A 21,180-nucleotide genomic window follows, 5' to 3' on the forward strand; every position below is an offset into this window, starting at 1 on the left:
GCCGCGTCACCACACCGCGAGCGTGTCGGCGAGGATGGCCCGGTCCGAGGGTGGGAGAGCGCACGCGACCGCCTCGGCGAGACTCAACGACGCGCCGCGGTGCTCGCCCGCCGCGACCTCCTCCGGCGCTGCCGCGCGCGCCGCATCCAGCGACAGTGAATGCACGGTGAAGGCCTCGACGTCGAAGACGCCGATCCGGTGACGGATAGCGGCCGCGGCGGCCGAAAGCTCGCCGGCTCGTTCGGCGTCGCCACGTGCGGCCGCGATGGCGCAAAGGCCCTCGAGGCCGTAGGCGACGCCCTCTTCGTGATGCAGGCGCACAGCGTCGACCAGGGTGCGGCGGAACACCCCCTCGGCCTGGTCGGTCTCTCCCCGCACGAGCAGGAGCCGACCGATCTGATTTCCGGCGATTGACCCTGTGAAGCGGTCGCCGCCGCGCTCGGCGATGTCGGCGGCGCGCTCGAAATGGTCGATGGCCCCGTCGAGGGAATGTCGGAGCCATGCCACGCGGCCCAGGGATACCTGGCTGATCGCCTCGCCCCACCCGTTGCCGAGCTGCCGCAGGGATGCCACAGCCTCGGTCAGCTCCCGCTCGGCGGCATCGAGATCGGGGTCGGGCAGCTGCACGCGCGCCGTCGCTCGCGCAGCGACCGCCATCGCCGCTGCGTCCTCGTCGCCGCTTTCGGTGAACAGGCGCACGCATTCGGCGAGACCGGCGACGACCTCCGGTGCCGGGCGCTGCCACATCTCGCCCCAGAGCGCGAAGAACCAGGCCACCGCCCGGGTGTGCGGGCTGATCGGCTGCTGCTTGTCGAGGAGCTCGAGCATCCACATGCGCACGCCTGCGAACAACCCCATGATCCACCAGTAGATGAGCAGGCTCCAGGCGAGGTCGGCGGCGTCATCCAGTCGGTCGATGTAGACGAGGTGACGGACGGCCGCCCGCAGGTTCGACAGTTCGATGCCGAGAAGTCCCAGGGCTGCGGTCTGACCGGCTCCCCGCAGATCCGGCGCCACACGCGCGGCCAGGGCCACGTAGTGGTCGGCGTGACGCTCGCGCATCAGATCGGCGTCGCCGCGCTCCTTCAGTCGCGCGAGCGAGTACTCGCGCACGATGGACAGCAAGGACAGCACGACACGGCCGCCGATGGCGACGCGGCGCACCAGCGAGGCGTCGACGAGAGCGGCGATCGCGTCGATCTCCTCGCCCTCCCAGCTGCGCCCCGCCCCGATCGCCTCGACCGCTTCGATACCGAACCGCGGGCCGAAGACGCCGAGATCCTCCAGGAGAGCGCGCTGCGCAGGGGCGAGCAGGTCGACACTCCAGTCCAGCGTCGCGCGGAGGGTGCGGTGGCGGTCCGGCATGTCGCGCACCGTCGCGCTCAACACCGGCAGGCGTCGCTCGAGTCGTTGAGCCATGACCTGCGGCGTGAGCAGGCGCGCCTTGGCGGCGGCCAGCTCGATCGCCAGTGGCAGCCCGTCCAGACGGCGGCAGATGTCGATCACGGCGGCGGCGTTGTCCTCGGTCAGAGCGAAGCCCGGGTCGGCGGCGCGAGCGCGATCGACGAACAGCGCGCAGGCGTCGCACGTCTCCGCGCGGGACAGCGTGCTCACCGTGCCGGCGTCCGGGAACGGCAGCGAATCGACGTCGTAGACGCGCTCGCCCCGAATGCGCAGCACGACTCTGCTGGAGACCAGGAAGCGGGCGCTCGGGGCGGCCGCGGACAGTCTCACGAGCGCCGGAGCGGCATCGACGATCTGCTCGAAGTTGTCGAGCACGACGAGCACTCGTCTGGACTCCAGCGACCGCGAGATGCGATCCTCCAGCGGTGCCTCGCCGTTGTCGCGGATGCCCAGTGCGTAGCCGATCGTCGGCAGCAGCAGGGCTGGTTCCAGCACACCTTCGAGGGCGACGAAGTAGACGCCGTCGGGGAAGAGGTCTTCGCAGGCTCTGGCGGTCTCGGTCGCGAGGCGGCTCTTGCCGATCCCGCCCGGGCCGATCAGGCTGAGCACGCGGTCGGACCCCTCCGCGAGCAAGCAGCGCAACCGTGCGATGTCATCGTCCCGGCCGATCGTCGTCGTCGCGGGGGCGGGCACGCGCGAGAGCAGGGCCGCGGTGGCGGCCTCCGTGCCGGTACCCGCCTCCTGCGACTGCGCGAAGCGCTCGGCGAGCAGGGTGGCGAGGTCTGCCGCGATCTGCTCCTCGAGATCGGCTGGGTCGTCGAAGGGCAGGTAGGCGGCGGTGTTGTCGTCGCGGATGCGTTCCAGCAGGCGATTCAGGCGTTCGTCCCGGTGATCAGCGGATTTGACGTAGATCAGCTTGGGCAGAGTGGGCGGGGAGAGGTTGTACTCGTCTTCGAGTCCGGACACGTCCTCTCCCGGTGCCACCCAGCCGTAACTGGCGTGATAGATCCCGACGAAGACGTCGCTCTGGGCGAGATAGGAGCGATAAAGGGTGCGGGGTGGATGCGGTCGGGCGCCGAGCTCGAACATCACCGGCGCCAGGCGCAGACGCTCGATGGCTGCGCGGGCGGCACGGCGCTCGCCCTGCAGCTCGCGCAGGGTCGAACTCACGAACACCCGTATCCGCTGGTCAGGCGTGCGGATGACGGGCGAACCCCCAGTCATGAGCGGTTTATACCCCACCGGACGGGCCGGGTCAAGGATCGGCTGGACATGGCGCGTCGCGGGGCGTATAGTGAGTCTTTGCGCTTTGGATTCCCCCTGCCCTCATATGGTGGTCGGCGGTGTCCGTGTGCCCCCGCTTCACGAGATCGACACGAAGCGGCGTGCGGCTCGCGGACTTCGGGGACGACTGAGCACTCCACCTGACGACAAGGAAACAGGCCCCGCCCGGGCCCACGGAGGTAATCCCCTTGGCTGCTGCGAGCAACGCATCCACCACCACCCCCAAGAACGGACGCGGAGCTTCCCGTCTCTCGTTCGCCAAAGTCTCCGACACGCTGACGGTCCCCGACCTGCTGGCGCTGCAGACCGAGTCCTTCGACTGGCTGGTCGGCAACGAGGCGTGGCGCGACCGCCTCGCCGAGGCGCAGGCCGCGGGCCGCACCGACGTCGCCCTGCAGAGCGGTCTCGAGGAGATCTTCGAGGAGATCTCGCCGATCGAGGACCTCTCCGAGACGATGCAGCTGTCGTTCACGAACCCCTACCTCGAGCCCGAGAAGTACTCCATCGAGGAGTGCAAGGAGCGCGGCAAGACGTACGCTGCCCCGCTCTACGTCGAGGCCGAGTTCATGAACCACCAGACCGGTGAGATCAAGACCCAGACGGTCTTCATGGGCGACTTCCCGCTCCAGACCGACAAGGGCACGTTCATCATCAACGGCACCGAGCGCGTCGTCGTCTCGCAGCTGGTTCGCTCGCCGGGCGTCTACTTCGACAAGACCCCCGACAAGACCAGTGACAAGGACATCGTCTCGGCCCGCGTCATCCCGTCGCGCGGCGCCTGGCTCGAGTTCGAGATCGACAAGCGCGACCAGGTCGGCGTGCGCATCGACCGCAAGCGCAAGCAGTCGGTCACCGTCTTCCTGAAGGCCCTCGGCCTCACCAGCGAAGACATCCTGAACGAGTTCGCCGGCTTCACCTCGATCGAGGAGACGCTCGAGAAGGACACCATCCTCACCAAGGAGGATGCGCTCCGCGACATCTACCGCAAGCTCCGTCCGGGTGAGCAGGTCGCCGCCGAGGCCGCTCGTGCGCTGCTGGACAACTTCTACTTCAACCCGAAGCGGTACGACCTCGCCAAGGTGGGTCGCTACAAGATCAACCGCAAGCTGGGCCTCGAGGGCGAGCTGACCGACTCGGTGCTGACCGTCGACGACATCGTCGCGACGATCAAGTACCTGGTCCGCCTGCACCGCGGCGACACGACCTTCACCGGCACCCGCGCCGGCAACGAGGTCGAGATCCGCATGGACGTCGACGACATCGACAACTTCGGCAACCGCCGCATCCGCGCGGTCGGCGAGCTCATCCAGAACCAGGTCCGCACCGGTCTGTCCCGCATGGAGCGCGTCGTCCGCGAGCGAATGACCACGCAGGACATCGAGGCGATCACGCCGCAGACCCTGATCAACGTGCGCCCCGTCGTCGCCGCGATCAAGGAGTTCTTCGGCACCTCGCAGCTGTCGCAGTTCATGGATCAGAACAACCCGCTCGCGGGCCTGACCCACAAGCGCCGTCTGTCGGCCCTCGGCCCCGGCGGCCTCTCCCGTGAGCGCGCCGGCGTCGAGGTGCGCGACGTGCACCCCTCGCACTACGGCCGCATGTGCCCGATCGAGACGCCGGAAGGCCCGAACATCGGCCTCATCGGCTCGCTCGCCTCGTTCGCGCGCATCAACGCGTTCGGCTTCATCGAGACGCCGTACCGCAAGGTCGAGAACGGCCGCGTCACCGACGATATCCAGTACCTCACCGCCGCGGAGGAGGAAGACTTCATCGTCGCCCAGGCCAACGCGCCGCTGAAGTCCGACGGTCACTTCGAGGAGACCCGCGTCCTCGCCCGCTCGAAGGGCGGCGAGGTCGAGCTCGTGCCCGCCGAGGACATCGGCTACATGGATGTCTCGCCGCGCCAGATGGTGTCGGTCGCGACCTCGCTCATCCCGTTCCTCGAGCACGACGACGCCAACCGCGCCCTCATGGGTGCGAACATGCAGCGTCAGGCCGTGCCGCTGCTGCGCAGCGACTCGCCCCTGGTCGGCACCGGCATGGAGGGCTACGCCGCCGTCGACGCCGGAGACGTCATCACCGCGCAGAAGCCGGGTGTGGTCATGGAGGTCTCGGCCGACGTCGTGACCGTGCAGCTCGACGAGGGCGGCACGCAGGACTACTACCTGCGCAAGTTCGACCGCTCCAACCAGGGCACCAGCTACAACCAGCGCGTCGTCGTCTCCGCGGGTGACCGCATCGAGGCCGGCGAGGTCATCGCCGACGGTCCCGCGACCGAGAACGGCGAGCTGGCGCTCGGCAAGAACCTCCTCGTGGCGTTCATGACGTGGGAGGGTCACAACTTCGAGGATGCGATCATCCTCAGCCAGGACCTGGTGAAGGAAGACACCCTCTCCTCGATCCACATCGAGGAGTACGAGGTCGACGCCCGCGACACCAAGCTCGGCAAGGAGGAGATCACCCGTGACCTCCCCAACGTGAGCCCCGACCTGCTGAAGGACCTCGACGAGCGCGGCATCATCCGCATCGGCGCCGAGGTGCGTCCCGGCGACATCCTCGTCGGCAAGGTCACGCCCAAGGGTGAGACGGAGCTCTCGGCCGAGGAGCGCCTGCTCCGCGCGATCTTCAACGAGAAGAGCCGCGAGGTGCGCGACACGTCGCTGAAGGTTCCCCACGGTGAGCAGGGCACGATCATCGCCGTCAAGGAGTTCGACGCCGAGGAGGGCGACGACGAGCTGGGCTCGGGCGTCAACCGCCGCGTCGTGGTCTACATCGCCCAGAAGCGCAAGATCACCGAGGGCGACAAGCTCGCCGGCCGCCACGGCAACAAGGGCGTCATCGCGAAGATCCTCCCCGTCGAGGACATGCCGTTCCTGCCGGACGGCACCCCGGTGGACATCGTGCTGAACCCTCTCGGCATCCCCGGTCGAATGAACTTCGGCCAGGTGCTGGAACTGCACCTCGGATGGATCGCCAAGCAGGGCTGGAAGGTCGAGGGCACCCCCGAGTGGGCCGCCCAGCTGCCGGAGCAGGCCCGCGAGGCCGCCCCGGGCACGAAGGTCGCCACCCCGGTGTTCGACGGCGCCTTCGAGTCGGAGCTCGTCGGTCTGCTCGACTCGACGCTGCCCAACCGCGACGGCGACCGCATGATCGACTCCAGCGGAAAGACGCAGCTGTTCGACGGTCGCTCGGGCGAGCCGTTCCCGGCACCGATCTCCGTCGGCTACATGTACATCCTGAAGCTGCACCACCTCGTCGACGACAAGATCCACGCGCGTTCGACGGGTCCGTACTCGATGATCACCCAGCAGCCGCTCGGTGGCAAGGCGCAGTTCGGCGGTCAGCGCTTCGGTGAGATGGAGGTGTGGGCCCTCGAGGCCTACGGCGCCGCGTACGCGCTGCAGGAGCTCCTCACGATCAAGTCCGACGACATCCTCGGCCGCGTCAAGGTGTACGAGTCGATCGTCAAGGGCGAGAACATCCAGGAGCCCGGCATCCCCGAGTCCTTCAAGGTGCTCATGAAGGAGATGCAGTCGCTCTGCCTGAACGTCGAGGTGCTCTCGGCGGACGGCACGGCGGTCAACCTCCGTGACACCGATGACGACGCCTTCCGCGCAGCGGAGGAGCTCGGCATCAACATCTCCACCCGGTTCGAGTCTTCGTCGATCGACGAGATCTGACCCGCGGCATCCGACCCACTGATCTCGATACGCCGCGTCGCGGCTACTCGATCACCGGAATCTCACAGGAGTAAACACACGTGCTCGACGCAACAACTTTTGACGAGCTTCGCATCGGCCTGGCCACCGCCGACGACATCCGTCGCTGGTCCTACGGCGAGGTCAAGAAGCCCGAGACCATCAACTACCGCACCCTGAAGCCCGAGAAGGACGGTCTGTTCGGCGAGCAGATCTTCGGACCCAGCCGCGACTGGGAGTGCTCGTGCGGCAAGTACAAGCGCGTCCGCTTCAAGGGCATCGTCTGCGAGCGCTGCGGCGTGGAGGTCACCAAGTCCTCCGTGCGTCGCGAGCGGATGGGCCACATCGAACTGGCCGCCCCGGTCACTCACATCTGGTACTTCAAGGGCGTGCCCTCGCGCCTGGGCTACCTGCTCGACATGGCGCCGAAGGACCTCGAGAAGGTCATCTACTTCGCCGCCTACATGGTGATCTCGGTCGACGAGGAGGCGCGTCACCGCGACCTCCCCACGCATGAGAACAACCTCCGCCTGGAGATGAAGAACCTCGGCGACCGTCGGGATGCGCGCATCGCGACCCGGCTGCAGAAGCTGGAGGAGGAGCTCGCCTCGCTCGAGGAGGAGGGCGCCAAGGCCGACCAGAAGAAGAAGGTCAAGGACGCCGCCGAGAAGGAGATGACCTCGATCCGCAAGAACGCGGACGACTCCATCGCCAAGCTCGAGCGCGTGTGGGAGGAATTCCGCACGCTGGAGGTCGGCTCGCTCAAGGGCGAGGACGAGATCTTCCACGAGCTGCAGGACCGCTTCGGGCAGTACTTCGAGGCGCACATGGGTGCCGAGTCGATCCAGCGCCGCCTGTCGGCGTTCGACCTGCGTGCCGAGGCTGAGAGCCTGCACCTGCAGATCGCCGAGGGCAAGGGCCAGCGCAAGATCCGCGCGATCAAGCGCCTGAAGGTCGTCAACTCCTTCCTGCAGACGGGCATGAACCCGTCGGCGATGGTGCTGGATGTCGTCCCGGTCATCCCGCCGGAGCTCCGCCCGATGGTTCAGCTCGACGGCGGCCGCTTCGCGACCTCCGACCTGAACGACCTGTACCGCCGCGTGATCAACCGCAACAACCGCCTCCGTCGCCTGATCGACCTCGGTGCACCCGAGATCATCGTCAACAACGAGAAGCGGATGCTGCAGGAGGCCGTCGACGCGCTGTTCGACAACGGTCGTCGCGGCCGCCCCGTCACCGGCACCGGCAACCGCGCCCTGAAGTCCCTCAGCGACATGCTGAAGGGAAAGCAGGGGCGCTTCCGCCAGAATCTGCTCGGAAAGCGCGTGGACTACTCGGGCCGTTCGGTCATCGTCGTGGGGCCGCGCCTGCAGCTGCACCAGTGCGGTCTGCCCAAGCAGATGGCGCTGGAGCTGTTCAAGCCGTTCGTCATCAAGCGCCTGATCGACCTCGGTCACTCGCAGAACATCAAGGCCGCCAAGCGTGCCGTCGAGCGCTACCGCCCCGAGGTCTGGGACGTGCTCGAGGAGATCATCCGTGAGCGTCCGGTTCTGCTGAACCGTGCCCCCACGCTGCACCGCCTCGGCATCCAGGCCTTCGAGCCGCAGCTCGTCGAGGGCAAGGCCATCCAGCTCCACCCGCTCGTGTGCGCGGCGTTCAACGCCGACTTCGACGGCGACCAGATGGCCGTGCACCTGCCGCTGTCGGTCGAGGCGCAGGCCGAGGCCCGCGTGCTGATGCTCGCGTCGAACAACATCCTGAAGCCGTCGGACGGTCGCCCGGTGACCCTGCCCTCGCAGGACATGATCATCGGTCTGCACCACCTGACCACGGTCATCGAGGGTGCGACCGGCGAAGGCCGCGTCTTCGGCTCGGTCTCCGAGGCGATCATGGCCAAGGACGAGGGCACCCTCGACCTGCAGGCCAAGGTGCGCATCCGGGTTCCGGGGCTGACGTTCCTCGAGGGCGAAGCGCCCGAGGGCTACGACCGTCACGGGCTGCTGGATGCCTCGCTCGGCCAGGCGATCTTCAACGACGCCCTGCCCAAGGGCTACCCGTTCGTGCGCGAGCAGGCCGACAAGGGCAAGCTGTCGCAGATCGTGAACAAGCTCGCCGAGGAGTACCCCAAGGTGGAGGTCGCCGCGACCCTCGACCGCATCAAGGACGCCGGCTTCTACTGGGCCACGCGTTCGGGTGTGACGGTCGCGCTGAGCGACATCCTCACCCCGCCGGAGAAGCGCGAGATCGTCGCCAAGCACGAGAAGCAGGCCGCCAAGGCGCAGTCGCAGTTCGAGAAGGGCCTCATCACCGACGCCGAGCGTCGTCAGGAGCTCATCCAGATCTGGACCGAGGCGACCGACGAGGTGCAGAAGGCGATGCGCGCGCACTTCCCGGAGAGCAACACCATCAACCGCATGGTGTCCTCGGGTGCACGTGGTAACTGGCTGCAGATCCGCAATATCGCGGGTATGCGTGGCCTGGTGAACAACCCCAAGGGTGAGATCATCCCGCGCCCGATCATCTCCTCGTACCGCGAGGGCCTGTCGGTGGCGGAGTACTTCATCGCCACGCACGGTGCCCGCAAGGGCCTGGCCGACACCGCCCTCCGCACCGCGGACTCCGGTTACCTCACGCGTCGCCTCGTCGACGTCTCGCAGGATGTCATCATCCGCGAAGAGGACTGCGGCACGAACAAGGGTCTGGAGTTCGTCATCGCAGCCGCCGATTCCGACGGCGAGCTCGTGCGCGACCCGAACGTCGAGAACTCGGTGTTCGCCCGCACCCTGGCCGTCGACGCGGTCGATGCGAAGGGCGCGGTCGTGCTCGAGGCGGGTTCGGATGTCGGCGACCCCGAGATCAACCAGCTCATCGCGGCCGGTGTCGAGAGCATCAAGGTGCGCTCGGTGCTGACCTGCGATTCCGCGGTCGGTGTCTGCGCGCAGTGCTACGGCCGTTCGCTGGCCACCGGCTCGCTGGTGGACATCGGCGAGGCCGTCGGCATCATCGCGGCCCAGTCGATCGGTGAGCCCGGTACCCAGCTGACGATGCGCACCTTCCACACGGGTGGTTCGGCGTCGGCGGATGACATCACGCAGGGTCTGCCCCGCGTGCAGGAGCTGTTCGAGGCGCGTACCCCGAAGGGTGCCTCGCCGATCGCCGAGTCCGACGGACGCATCACGATCGACGAGACCGAGAAGAGCAAGAAGGTCATCCTCACGCCCGACAACGGCGACGAGCCGCACGTCTACCCGGTGCTCAAGCGCGCGACGCTGCTCGTCGAAGACGGCCAGCATGTCACCGTCGGTCAGCCCCTCCAGGTCGGCACGCTCGACCCGAAGGAGATCATGCGCGTGCAGGGTGCCCGCGAGGTGCAGAAGTACCTCGTCGGCGGCGTGCAGGGCGTGTACCGCTCGCAGGGTGTGCCGATCCACGACAAGCACATCGAGGTCATCGTGCGCCAGATGCTGCGGAAGGTCACCGTGGTCGACCACGGCGACACCCCGCTGCTGCCCGGTGAGATGGTCGACTTCAAGCGGTACCAGCAGATCAACCGTGAGGCCGTGACCCAGGGTCAGCGTCCCGCTTCGGGCCGCCCGGAGCTCATGGGTATCACCAAGGCGTCGCTCGCGACCGAGTCGTGGCTGTCGGCCGCGTCGTTCCAGGAGACGACGCGCGTGCTGACGCAGGCTGCGATGGAGGGCAAGAGCGACCCGCTGGTGGGCCTGAAGGAGAACGTGATCATCGGAAAGCTGATCCCGGCCGGCACGGGGCTCGCGAAGTACCGCAACGTGACGGTCGAGGCCACCGAAGAGGCGAAGAGCGAGCGGTACCCCAACCGTATCTTCGCGTCGGACGGTGCCTACAGCGACACCGACCTGAGCTACGTCGACTTCGACAGCTTCTCCACGGACGACTTCAGCGGCAACTACAACTGAGCTGAATCCACGAACGACGACGGGCCCCGGCAATGCCGGGGCCCGTCGTCGTTCCGACGTACGGTGGAAGGCGCGACGGAAGGGGTCGACGGATGGCGCGCACGGGCGGACGGAGCCTGTGGCTCGCCGTACCCATCGGGATGATCTGCCTCGCCGTGGTCGGTGCGCTCGGGTGGCTCGCCGCCCCGCAGGTTCCCGGCGTCGTGGGATTCATCGGCGATGCCCTCCGGTTCGGCAGTGCTCAGAACGTGCAGGCCGAGCCGACGGTGCCCCCTGCCGAGGTCATCACGGCCGAGGACTTCTCCGACATCGACTGCCGCGCGCTCTACGCCGACGACCTGTGGGCCGAGCTCGTGTGGAGTCCGGACGCCCTGCTGTCGCAGACCGGCGCCGCGCCCGTCACGGCGGTGGAGGGGCTGAACGATCTGCTGGCACCCGTCGTGGCCGTCACGTGCGGATGGCGCTCGGAGTACGGCACCATCACGACGACGCTCGCGACCGTCGCCGACGACGCGGTGACCGTCGCCGACGCGGCCCTGCGCGGACAGGGCTTCACGTGCGACACCACCGAGACGTCGCTCACGTGCTCGCGCACCGCATCCGGCGAGGTCGAAGTGCACCGCATCCGTGACGGGGTGTGGGTGGCGAGCCGGGAGAGCGCGTGGCATCCCGAGGACTACGCCGCGCGGGTCGCCGACCAGGTCTGGGGTTAGTCCTCGCCCCAGATCGAGGTGATCACCGAGGAGGTGTAGCCGGTCGGGGCGAGGTTGGAGTACCGGGTGTCGATCATCAGGTCGGCACGCCAGAACAGGGTGCGCCCATCGGTGACCGGATAGTCCGGGTTGTCCCACGTCTTCTCGCACCGCGTGCCCCCGTCGGGGGTGTAGCACGTGAACCCCTCGTCTTCGACGAGCGCGTTGAGCTGCTCGAGGGCGGGGTCGCGCGAGAGAGTCTCGATGGTCGTGACGAGGCTCGTCGTATCCGCCGCCGGGTCGCCCCAGATGCAGATGAGCGACCCGTCGGCCTGTACGCCGCTCGGCCCGAACGCGGGGTCGTTCAGCGGGATGCCGTACAGCTGCGCACGCACCTCGTCGTTCAGCAGGGACTCGCAGTCGCTCGGCACCGCCGCGGCGGGCTCGACCGTCGGTGTCGGGGTCGCGCCGGGCGTCATCGACTCGATCGGCGACGGCAGGCCGGACGGGTCTTTCGCGCTGACGGTCGGATCGGGCGTCGGCGTGTCGGCCGGGTCCGGAGCGCACCCGGCGAGGGCGGCGGCGACCAGCACGGATGCCGCCGCCAGGGCGGCGCGGGAAGCGTGGCGGCGCAGCATGATGACACCCTAATCCGATGCCGTGACGCGTGGGAGGCATCCGGGACGAATCCGGTGCCGCAACGCCCGGCACGCCTGCGGGCCCCACGCGCATCCCCGCGATATCTTCGCAACTGCGGGGATCGTCCCCGCGTGAGGAGTGCGATCACGATGAGTGACCCCAAGTCGTCGTACGGGGAGCCGGTCGAAGAGCCCGGCCCGGTGGATGACGTGGTCGGACAGGCCAACGCCGGTCTCGCCGACGCCGAGGCCGCCCGTCGCGAGGAAGCCGCCGCGCAGGCCGCCGCCGACCCCGATCCCCAGGAGCCCGCCGCCGAGCCGACATCGACGGAGACCGCCGAGCCGGTGACCCGCGAGCCGGTCTCGGACGAGCCCGCCGCCACGGCCTATGACGCGCCCGTCGATGAGACGGTCGTCGCCGCCGACGAGCCGTCGTACACCGAGCGGACCTACGACGTCCCCTCGTGGGCCGAGGAGCCCGCCGCCCAGCCGGCGGACGCCGGACCCGCCCACGCGGAACCCGCCTACGTCGCGCCCGCCGCCAGCCCGCAGCCGATCTTCGTTCAGGCACCCGAAGCCCCCCGCCCGCGCGGGAACCGTGCCGCCGCCGGCGCCATCGGCGTGCTCGCCGCTCTCACCTTCGCCGTGCTGTACCTCGCGGCGTGGCTCGGTTTCGGCGCCATCGAGGGGTCGGTCACCGCCGAGACGATCGGCACCGATGCGCTCGAGGCGCTCGCCACGGCATCCCTGTGGGTGCCTGTCGTCGTCTTCTTCCTGTCGTTCTGGCTGCTGGGCGCCATCATCAACCGCGGTCGGTGGGGTGCGTGGGTGATCTTCGGCCTGCTGGTGGGTCTGGCGTCCTACGGCGGTCACATCCTCGGGCAGCTCTTCCAGGCGCCGTTCTGGCTGCTGACCGCCCGTGAGGGCGCGGCCCTCGTCGAGGAGCAGGTGCTCGCCCCGCTGGCGATCGTCGCCTTCGTCCTCGGCCGCGAACTGACCATCTGGTACGGCGCGTGGGTCGCATCGCGCGGCAAGCGCGTCACCGAGCTCAACACCGAGGCGCAGCGCGAGTACGAGCGCACCCTCGAGGCGGGACCCCAACTGGTCCGCCCGTAAGACCGTGACCGCGACGCCCGGCGCACCGGACCCCTCCGCCTCCGGCGGGGGACCCGTGCGACCGGGCGTCGCCGTCGTCTTCGCCACCGTCGGCGACCTCGCGCTGCTCATCTTCGGGCTCGGCATGACGAGCCTGGTCACCGACGAGTCCGTGATCGCGATGCCCGGCCTCGGTCAGGCGCCCGGGGCGGTGGCCGTCGCCGCGTCGATCGCCGCATTCGCTCTGACGCTGCTGACCGTCGTGCGCCGACCGCATCCCTCGTACATGTCGTCGCTGTGGATCGCCGCCGCAACGGGGCTCGCCTATCTCGCCGGCATGTGGATCACGCTGGTGATCACCGGGTCGGGACTCGGGGCGGCGTCGGCGGTGGCCGGTCGCGTGGCCACGACCTGGTTCGGGCTCGTCATCATCGCCGCGGCGCTCGGGGCGGCGTGGGCGGGTATCGCGCTCGTGCGCACGCGCGCATCCCGCCCCCACTGGTCGTGGGAGGACGAGGACGACGCATGAATCCGGAGGGCGCAAACCCCGTCGGATCGGGGACGGACGGCTACCGTGGAGGGGTGGAGCGGTCGCTCGAGACGCAGGTGAGCCAGGCGGTGGACGCCTGGCTGCGCTGGCTGCCCCGCTGGGAGCCGGCGACCCACCGCGGCCGCGTCGCGCCGTGTCGGCGCTGCTTCGGATCTCCGGTGCTGTCTGCGGCCGGCCTCGGTGCGGACGTGCCCCACGGCGTGCAGCACGGCCTCTCCACCCGGGTCAAGACGATCGTCGACCACACCGTCGCCGACTACACCGCGCGGAACCTCCCCATGCTGCAGGCGGAGCTCGACCAGCAGGCCGCACGCAACCGCGCCCGCAGCTACCGGCCCGCCGAAGACCTCGACCCCGAGTTCGAGGGATTGCCGCTCGACCCGGATCCGGTGCCCGGGGCGCCCTTCCTCTTCACCATCGCCGGGCTCGCGGAGGAGGCCGACGCCGACGTTCCGGCGCTGCCGCCGCTGACGGACGAGGCGAAGGCGGCGCTGCGCCAGGAGGTCGGGCTGGCCGACGACTACGCGAACATGGTGGGCCGAGAGGTGTGCTCGATCCTCCTGCACCACCGGTTGCGCATCCAGGCGGCCGTCGCCGAGCTCGTCGAGCCGCAGATCGCCGCGATGCTCGAGGAGCTCACCCGCTCCCTCGACGCCCCCTTCGACGATCCGCCGCCGCTGACCTGAGCCCTGCGTCGGGCGGGTTGAGCCCTGCGCCGAGGCGGGATGCGCGGTGCGAGCAGGTCTGCTTGTTAGCATGGGCGGGCTTGCGCCAGGGCAACAGGGGGAGGAACGGTGGCCGCACGCCTGCCTTCTGCGCCGCCGATACTCCCGGGGCTCGCCTACATCCGTCCCCTCGGCTCGGGCGGCTTCGCCGACGTCTTCCTCTACGAGCAGGACATGCCCCGGCGCGACGTCGCGGTCAAGGTGCTGCCGAGCGACGTGCGAGAAGCAGACCTGCGCCGCATGTTCAACGCCGAGGCCGACGTGCTCGCGCGGCTGTCGGCGCATCCGTCGATCGTGACCGTGTACCAGGCGGGCATCTCCGCCGACGGCAGGCCGTTCATCGTGATGGAGTTCTGCCCCGGGTCGCTGTCGCAGCGCTACCGCGTCGAGCGGATGCCGGTGACCGAGGTGCTCTCGATCGGGGTGCGGATGGCCTCCGCGTTGGAATCGGCCCACCGCGCGGGGCTGGTGCACCGCGACGTGAAGCCCAGCAACATCCTGGTCACGACCTTCGGCACCCCGGTGCTGGCCGACTTCGGCATCTCGTCGTCGCTCATCGGCACGCAGGCCGACGAGGTGCTCGCGATGTCGATTCCGTGGTCGGCGCCGGAGGTGGTCGCGGAGGAGACGGCCGGCACGATCTCGAGCGAGGTCTGGAGTCTGGGCGCCACCGTCTACTCGCTGCTGGCCGGCCGCAGCCCCTTCGAACGTCGTGAACGCGGCCAGAACTCCAAGGATCTGCTGCGCCGTCGCATCGCCCGAGCGTCGTACACGCCCATCCCGCGCACCGATGTTCCGGATGCGCTGCAAGACGTGCTCGCGCGGTCGATGAGTCGTATTCCGGCACAGCGATATGCCTCGGCGCGTGAGTTCGCCGAGGCGCTGCAGTCGGTGCAGGAATCGCTCGGGGTGTCGCCGACGCCGCTGGAGGTCCCGGCGTCGGAGTGGGCGCCGGGCGCTGACCCGATCGACTTCGCCGACAGCGCGCTGCGCGGGCCGGCCCGGTCGCGCATCGAGCGGGAGGTGCGCCGCAAGACCGCGCCGCGCACGGGCGTCGCCTCGCTCGCACGCGATGAGGACACCGAGTTCACGTCGCCCGAGCGGGCCCGACAGCGGATGCTGCCGTGGGCCGTCGCCGTGGCGGCGCTCGTGGGCGCGGTCGGCGTCGTCGCATCCTTGCTGATCGCGGGGGTGATCTGACGTGCGGCGCCGCACTCTGGTCGGCATCGTCGCGGGCGTCGCCGCCGCGGGCGTCGTGCTCACGGCCGGCATCGTCTGGCCGGGTCTGGACGCGCAGGAGACCCCCGAGGTCGACGCGTCCGTGTGGGCGCTGCAGACGGGCGAGGGGTCGCGCTACGCCCGCGTGAACACCGCGATCGGCGAACTGGACACGGTGCGCACCGTGTCGAATCCGAGCGAGGTCACCCAGAACGCCGGCGGGGCGTTCCTGTTCACCGACAGCTGGTCGAAGGTCACGCCCATCGACGGCGCACAGCCGGTCGATCTGGACGACGAGACGGTGCGGGCGTCGCCGTCGACTCCGGCCGGCACGACGGTCGTTTCCACCGCCGGAGACTACGTCGCCTATCTCACCGACGCCGGCACCGTGTTCGCGGGCGAGATCGCAGGCGACGCGGTGCAGCTCGACCCGTTCGCGGCGGGCGATGACGATGCGCCCTACACCGCCGACGCGATCGCCGTCGCCGACGACGGCACCCTGTTCGCCTACTCCGCCGGCGACGGGTCGGTGCTGCGGTGGGACATCCCCGCGGGCCGGTCCGAAGTCCGCGACCCGATCGACGCCGGCGACCTCGCGCAGCCGCTGATGACGGCAGCGGGGGAGTCGTGGGTGCTCGTCGATGCCGACACCGGAACGGTGTGGCGACAGGGCGTGGCCGAGCCGGTCACGGTCGACGTGGCAGGCTCCGTGGTGGTCGGACGCGCCGCGGCCGAGGGCGACTCCGTCTACGTCGCCGACGAGACGGCGCTCGTGCGCATCCCCGTCGACGGATCCGCCCCCGACACGGAGCGCGCCGGCACGTCGGTGCTCGGCCTGCCCGCCGAGCCGGTGACCGTCGATGGCGAGGTGTACGCCGCGTGGCTGCCGCAGGGGACCGCGGGCGGTCTGCTCTGGAGTTCCGCCGACGGCGAGACGCCGCTCGACTACGCCGGCGAGACGCTCGGGGAGCAGCGGCGGCCGGAATTCGTCGTGGGGCAGGGGGCGGTGATCCTCAACGAGACCCGCAGCGGATGGGTGTGGACCGTTCCCGACGGCGGGCTGGTCGCGTCGAGTCAGAACTGGGCGCTCGATGACCGGGTGAATCCGGATGCCGAGCCGAGCGACGAGCAGCTCGCGGTGCAGGTCGACCCCCGCCCGCCGATCGCAGAGCCCGATGCGTTCGGCGTGCGCGCGGGTGCGCTGACGGCCCTGCCGGTGCTGCTGAACGACCACGACCCGAATGAGGACGTGCTCGCGATCGCCGCCGCGTCGGTCACGGGGCTCGACCCCGCCTTCGGCGTCGTCGGCATCACCGACGACGGGCAACGGCTCACGGTGCAGACCGAGCCCGGCGCGAGCGGCTCGGCGACGTTCTCGTACGCCGTGACCGACGGGACCGCCGACGACGGGCTCGCATCCGAACCTGCCACCGTGACGCTCACCGTGGCAGCGCCCGAGGCGCAGACCGCGCCGCGCTGGTGCGGGGTCGAGGGGTGCCTGGTGACGTGGCCCGCCCCGGAGGTCGCGCGAGGCGGCACGGTCACCGTCCCGGTGCTGCCGGGATGGGTCGACCCCGAGGGCGATCCGCTGCTGCTGCTGTCGGTGGAGAACCCGAGCGGCGTCGGCAACGTCGCGGCGACACCCGCCGGAGAGGTCGTCTACCAGCACGACGACGACGGCGGCGGCACGGAGGAGCTCATCGAACTGATCGTGACCGTCGCCGACACGGCGGGGGCCACGGCCGCGAAGTCGCTCATGGTGCGCGTCTCGCCGCAGCCGCTCCTGGCGGCGCAGTCCTTCGCGGTGATCGACTCGATCGACGCCGCGACGAGCGTCGACGTGATCGACCACGTGACCGGCACGGCCGGGGCCATCTCGCTCGAGTCGGTGCGCGTGCTCGACGACGCCGCAGCCACGGCGACCGTCGTCGGCGGGTCCACGACGTTCGACGTGGCCGCCGAGGAGCCCGGCACCTACCGGGTGGATTACACGGTCACCGACGGCGACAGCTCCGCCACCGCCACGGCGCGCATCACCCTGCTCGCCGCCGACGCGCCGGCCGATCTCGCGACCGCTCCGGTCGTCGCGTTCGTCCACCCGCAGGAGGATGCGACCCTCGACGTCTTCGCGGCGGTGTCCAACCCCACGCGCCGGGTGCTGCTGCTCAGCGACGTCGAGGCGCGCCCCGACGAGGGGGCGAGCCTCAGCGTCGACGGCGTCGGACAGAACTATCTGCGCGTCTCCGGAACGACGGCCACGGGCGAAGCGGGCCGGCTGGGCACCGTGACCTATACGGTGAGCGACGGCACCCAGGACGGCGGCGCCTCAGTCAGAGGCGAGGCCACCGTCTACCTGCTGCCGCCCGCGCCGGAACTGGCCCCGATCGCGGTGGATGACGCCGTCGTCGTGCGCACGGGCGCGCAGGTGGACATCCCCGTGCTCGAGAACGACGTCGCCCCCTCGGGCGGGCGTCCGGTGTTGAATCCGGCGTCGGTCGTGTCGTCGACCGGTGACGCCCTGGCCTTCGCCTCCGCCGATCGCCTGCGATACTTGGCGCCGGACGAACCCGGCAGCTACACCGTGGAGTACGCCGCCTATCTCACGGGCGCGCCGAGCCTCGAGGACACCGCGACGGTGCGCATCGAGGTGCTCGACTCCGACGCCAACCGGGCCCCGTCGGCCGACACGCTCGAAGCCCGGGTGCTCAGCGGCGAGAGCACCCGCATCGCCTTCGACGGCTTCGGGATGGATCCGGACGGCGACGTCGTGCGGCTCGATGCGGTCATCGCGCAGCCGGCGTCGGGTGTGGCGACCGTCTCGGCCGACGGCACGGCGCTGGTGTACTCCAGCGTCGCCGGCGACAGCGGGCAGGACGAGTTCCGCTACCGGGTCGTGGACGAGTTCGGCGAGACCGGCGAGGGAACCGTGCGCGTGGGCGTGCTCGACTCGGAGGCCAATCCGAGCCCGATCACGTTCACCGACTACGTGCAGGTGCAGGTCGGCGCCCAGAACGTCGTGCGCGTGGATCCCGTCGCGAACGACATCGACCCCACCGGGGGGGAGCTGGAGGTCACCGCCGTGCGCCCGGATCAGCCCACGGCGCTGGCCGACGGATCGATCAACCCCGAGTACACGCGGCTGGACGCGCTGGTGGATGTCGCGGGAGAGCGCACGCTCGTCGTCGAGGCGGGCGAGCAGGTCGGCACGATGTCGTTCCTCTACGACGTGGCCTCGTCGTCGGGAAACACCGGTCGGGGCCTGGTCGTGGTCAAGGTCGTGCGCGACGCCGTGCCCGACTACCCGGTCGTCGACGACACGGTGCTCACCGTCGAGACCCGTGACGACTTCGCCGACGGGGTGGATGTGCTCGCGGGGAAGACCGTCTGGTCCGGCGGCGACGTCGGCGAGCTCGAGGTCGGTCTCTGGGGCGAGGTCGATGACGTCGAGGTGGAGGGGGCGTCCCTTCGGGGCGAGCTCCCGGAGCGCACCCGCATCATCCCGTTCTCGGTCACGGGCGAGGGCGCCTCGGGGGAGGTCACCACCTACGCGTTCCTGCGGGTGCCCGGCGACGACGACATCGAGCTGGCGCTGCGCGCCGGAGTGCCGGCGCCGGAGGTGACCGAGCTGGAGTCGGTCACGTTCGATCTCGCCGATCACGTCGCGCTCCCGCGCGGCGCCTCGCTCGAGGTGGGCGACGACGTGCGCGCCGCCGGTGCGCGGGCCGAGGCGGCCTGCCGGGCGGCGTCGGGGACCGAGGTGACGTACGACGCGGGTGCCGGTGCCCCCTTCTCCGATGCGTGCCAGGTGCCGGTCCGGATGGTCGGCCAGCAGGAGTGGACCTACCTCTCGGTCCCCATCACCATCGTCGCCCTCGACCCGCAGCCGGAGCTCGCCCCGGCGTCGCTCACGGTCGGCCCCGGCGAGACCGAGGCGTTCGACCTGCGCGAGATGACCTCGTGGCAGCTGCGCGAGGACTGGGCCGGCATCTCGTACGCCGTCTCCAGCGAGGGTCGGGCCTTCGAGATCGCCCTGTCGGGGTCGACGCTGTCGATCACGGGCGCCGACGATGCGGTGCCCGGCGGCCAGGAAGCCGTGGTGGTGTCGGTCACGAGCCACCCGGGCGTGGCGTCGGCGCGCCTGCTGCTGCGGGTCGGGGCGGCGCCTTCCACGCTTCCCCGCGGCGGGTCGGTGACGCAGCAGTGCTCGCAGGCCTCCGGCGGGCAGTGCACGATCGACGTCGTGGGCGCCGGGGGAGAGGTCAACCCCCTGCCGGGCACGCCGCTCGAGGTCGTGGGCGTCGCCCCGACGGGCGCGTGCACGGGCGTCACCTTCGCGGTCGCGGATGCCTCGAGTGTGGTCGCGTCGTGGTCGAGCGACGCTCCCGGCGCCACGTGCTCGGCGTCTTTCGCGGTTCGCGACGCTCAGGGGCGCGTGTCGGCGGGTGAGCGCAACGGCGCGCTGCTGCTGGATCTGCAGGGATACCCTCGGGCGCCGGCGTCGGTGACGCAGACCGCGTATGCGGACGGTCGCATCACCCTGCGCGTCGATCCGGGCGCCGCCCGACAGGCCTACCCCTCGCTCACGGGCTTCGTCATCCGAAGCGGTGGTCAGGTGGTGGCGCGGTGCGGGGCCGATGGCACGTGCCCGGCGATCTCCGCGCCCAACGGCGAGCAGCGGGTCTACGAGGCGCGCGCGGTCAACGGCGTCGGCGAGTCCCGCAGCGCGGTGGGAACGACCGCGTGGGCCTACGACCCGCCGCCGGCGCCCGACGCCGTCTCCGCGGCTCCGGTCGCCACCGCGTCGGGCGAGGGTGGTGTCATCCGGCTGGAGATCACCGGCATCGACACCGCCGAGACCGGCAGTCTGCGCCTCACGAGCCCGTCCGGCGACGAGTCGACCGTGTCCGTGTCGCGATGGGACACGCGCGTCACCGTGCCGGAGTACCGCATCGGCACGAACGCCGCATCCACGGTCACGGTCACCCCGCTGTCGCGCTTCGACGTGCCGCCCGGCCTCGGCGGCAGCGCATCCGGCTCGTCGGTGACGGTCGCCGCGAACGGCGTCGGCGCGCCGCGGAACGCCCAGCTGACGCTGACGGCGACCAACAATGGCGATGGCACGGCCACGATCGTCGCCACCGGCAGCGCGACCGTCAACGGCCAGGGGTCGAGTCTGCGGTACGACATCGTCGAGGCGGGCAGGTTCTGCCGGCCCGACGACGACGGCGCCCGCGCGGAATTCGAGGTGGACGACGGCGAGGAGTACTCCTACGACATGTGCGTGACCTCGACGTACGGCGGGCGGTCCTTCGGCGAGGTCACCGTCACCAAGGCGGTGTACGCCGTGCAGGACGACGACGCGCCGCGGGGGTACACCTTCGTCGTCGACGCCCGCCCCGACGTCACCTCCAATCGCGCCGAGTGGCGCATCCGCGATCTGCCCACCTCCGACGAGGACCCGCCGCGCTTCAACGCGGCCGAGTTCTCCGGCGGTCCGCCGACGAGCGTCTTCGACGGCGACCCGGGCATCCGGGTGCGCTACGTGCACCAATGGCGCGGCCCGACCACAGACTGGGCGGGCGTCACGTCGCGCGCGGGGAGTGCGCCTTACCAGGTGCAGGCGACATGGTCGGTGACCTCTTGTGTCGGCGGCGGCACGCTCCAGCGCACGAGCTCGTCGTCGAACGCCCCGGGCGGCGGCACGGCCGCGATCACCTTCGGCAACGGATCGCTGCGCTACTTCGACGCCGAGAACAATCCGCTGCCGCACGAGGCGGGAACCTGGCAGGTGCCGGTCGGCGCGGCGTACGTCGAAGGCATCTCGGTGACGGTGGACTGGAGCGCGCAGGGATGGGGACTCCGCAACGCCCAGACGACCTTCGCCGCGACCTGTCAGCCCGGCGAAGCGCCGTCGGAGCCCCCGGCCGGCTGAGGCCCGAAC

10 protein-coding genes are annotated in these 21,180 nt (G+C 70.2%); 8 read left to right on the forward strand and 2 right to left on the reverse strand.

Annotated features, from left to right (window positions below; all coding sequences use genetic code 11):
- Positions 1-6: 6 nt before the first annotated feature.
- Positions 7-2,628 carry a DUF4062 domain-containing protein gene (locus tag ACGG9C_RS06640; RefSeq protein ID WP_194383822.1) on the reverse strand — a complete coding sequence of 874 codons (2,622 nt, stop codon included), beginning with the start codon at positions 2,626-2,628 and terminating at the stop codon, positions 7-9.
- Positions 2,629-2,876: 248 nt separating this feature from the next.
- Between ACGG9C_RS06640 and ACGG9C_RS06645 the strand changes: the two genes are divergently transcribed.
- From ACGG9C_RS06645 to ACGG9C_RS06655, 3 genes are all read left to right on the forward strand, one after another.
- Positions 2,877-6,368 carry a DNA-directed RNA polymerase subunit beta gene (locus ACGG9C_RS06645; RefSeq protein ID WP_194383821.1) on the forward strand — a complete coding sequence of 1,164 codons (3,492 nt, stop codon included), beginning with the start codon at positions 2,877-2,879 and terminating at the stop codon, positions 6,366-6,368.
- 80 nt (positions 6,369-6,448) lie between these two features.
- Positions 6,449-10,321, forward strand: coding sequence for a DNA-directed RNA polymerase subunit beta' (rpoC, locus tag ACGG9C_RS06650; RefSeq protein ID WP_194383820.1), 3,873 nt, complete (start codon positions 6,449-6,451; stop codon positions 10,319-10,321).
- Positions 10,322-10,413: 92 nt separating this feature from the next.
- On the forward strand, positions 10,414-11,034 hold the full coding sequence (locus ACGG9C_RS06655; RefSeq protein ID WP_194383819.1) for a hypothetical protein: 621 nt from the start codon (positions 10,414-10,416) through the stop codon (positions 11,032-11,034).
- Here ACGG9C_RS06655 and ACGG9C_RS06660 read toward each other — a convergent pair.
- Positions 11,031-11,651, reverse strand: coding sequence for a hypothetical protein (locus ACGG9C_RS06660; RefSeq protein WP_194383818.1), 621 nt, complete (start codon positions 11,649-11,651; stop codon positions 11,031-11,033). The two genes, ACGG9C_RS06655 and ACGG9C_RS06660, sit on opposite strands and share 4 nt — an antisense overlap.
- A 150-nt stretch (positions 11,652-11,801) precedes the next feature.
- On the opposite strand from ACGG9C_RS06660, the gene ACGG9C_RS06665 reads away from it, so the two are divergent.
- From ACGG9C_RS06665 to ACGG9C_RS06685, 5 genes are all read left to right on the forward strand, one after another.
- Positions 11,802-12,767: an ABC transporter gene (locus tag ACGG9C_RS06665; RefSeq protein ID WP_194383817.1), complete on the forward strand. Its 966-nt coding sequence runs from the start codon at positions 11,802-11,804 to the stop codon at positions 12,765-12,767.
- Between the two features lie 4 nt (positions 12,768-12,771).
- Positions 12,772-13,275 carry a hypothetical protein gene (locus ACGG9C_RS06670; protein ID WP_228480830.1) on the forward strand — a complete coding sequence of 168 codons (504 nt, stop codon included), beginning with the start codon at positions 12,772-12,774 and terminating at the stop codon, positions 13,273-13,275.
- A gap of 53 nt (positions 13,276-13,328) precedes the next feature.
- Positions 13,329-13,982 (forward strand): spermidine/putrescine ABC transporter substrate-binding protein, encoded by a 654-nt coding sequence (locus tag ACGG9C_RS06675; RefSeq protein ID WP_071044905.1) that lies wholly within the window; start codon positions 13,329-13,331, stop codon positions 13,980-13,982.
- 108 nt (positions 13,983-14,090) lie between these two features.
- The gene (locus ACGG9C_RS06680) at positions 14,091-15,221 is read left to right on the forward strand and encodes a serine/threonine-protein kinase (protein ID WP_194383816.1); all 1,131 of its coding nucleotides are present in this window, start codon (positions 14,091-14,093) and stop codon (positions 15,219-15,221) included.
- Between the two features lies 1 nt (position 15,222).
- Positions 15,223-21,171: an Ig-like domain-containing protein gene (locus ACGG9C_RS06685; RefSeq protein ID WP_194383815.1), complete on the forward strand. Its 5,949-nt coding sequence runs from the start codon at positions 15,223-15,225 to the stop codon at positions 21,169-21,171.
- Positions 21,172-21,180: the final 9 nt, after the last annotated feature.

Origin of the sequence: Microbacterium sp. MTN4-26, from assembly GCF_042846595.1 — a bacterium.
Taxonomy (GTDB): domain Bacteria; phylum Actinomycetota; class Actinomycetes; order Actinomycetales; family Microbacteriaceae; genus Microbacterium; species Microbacterium luteum.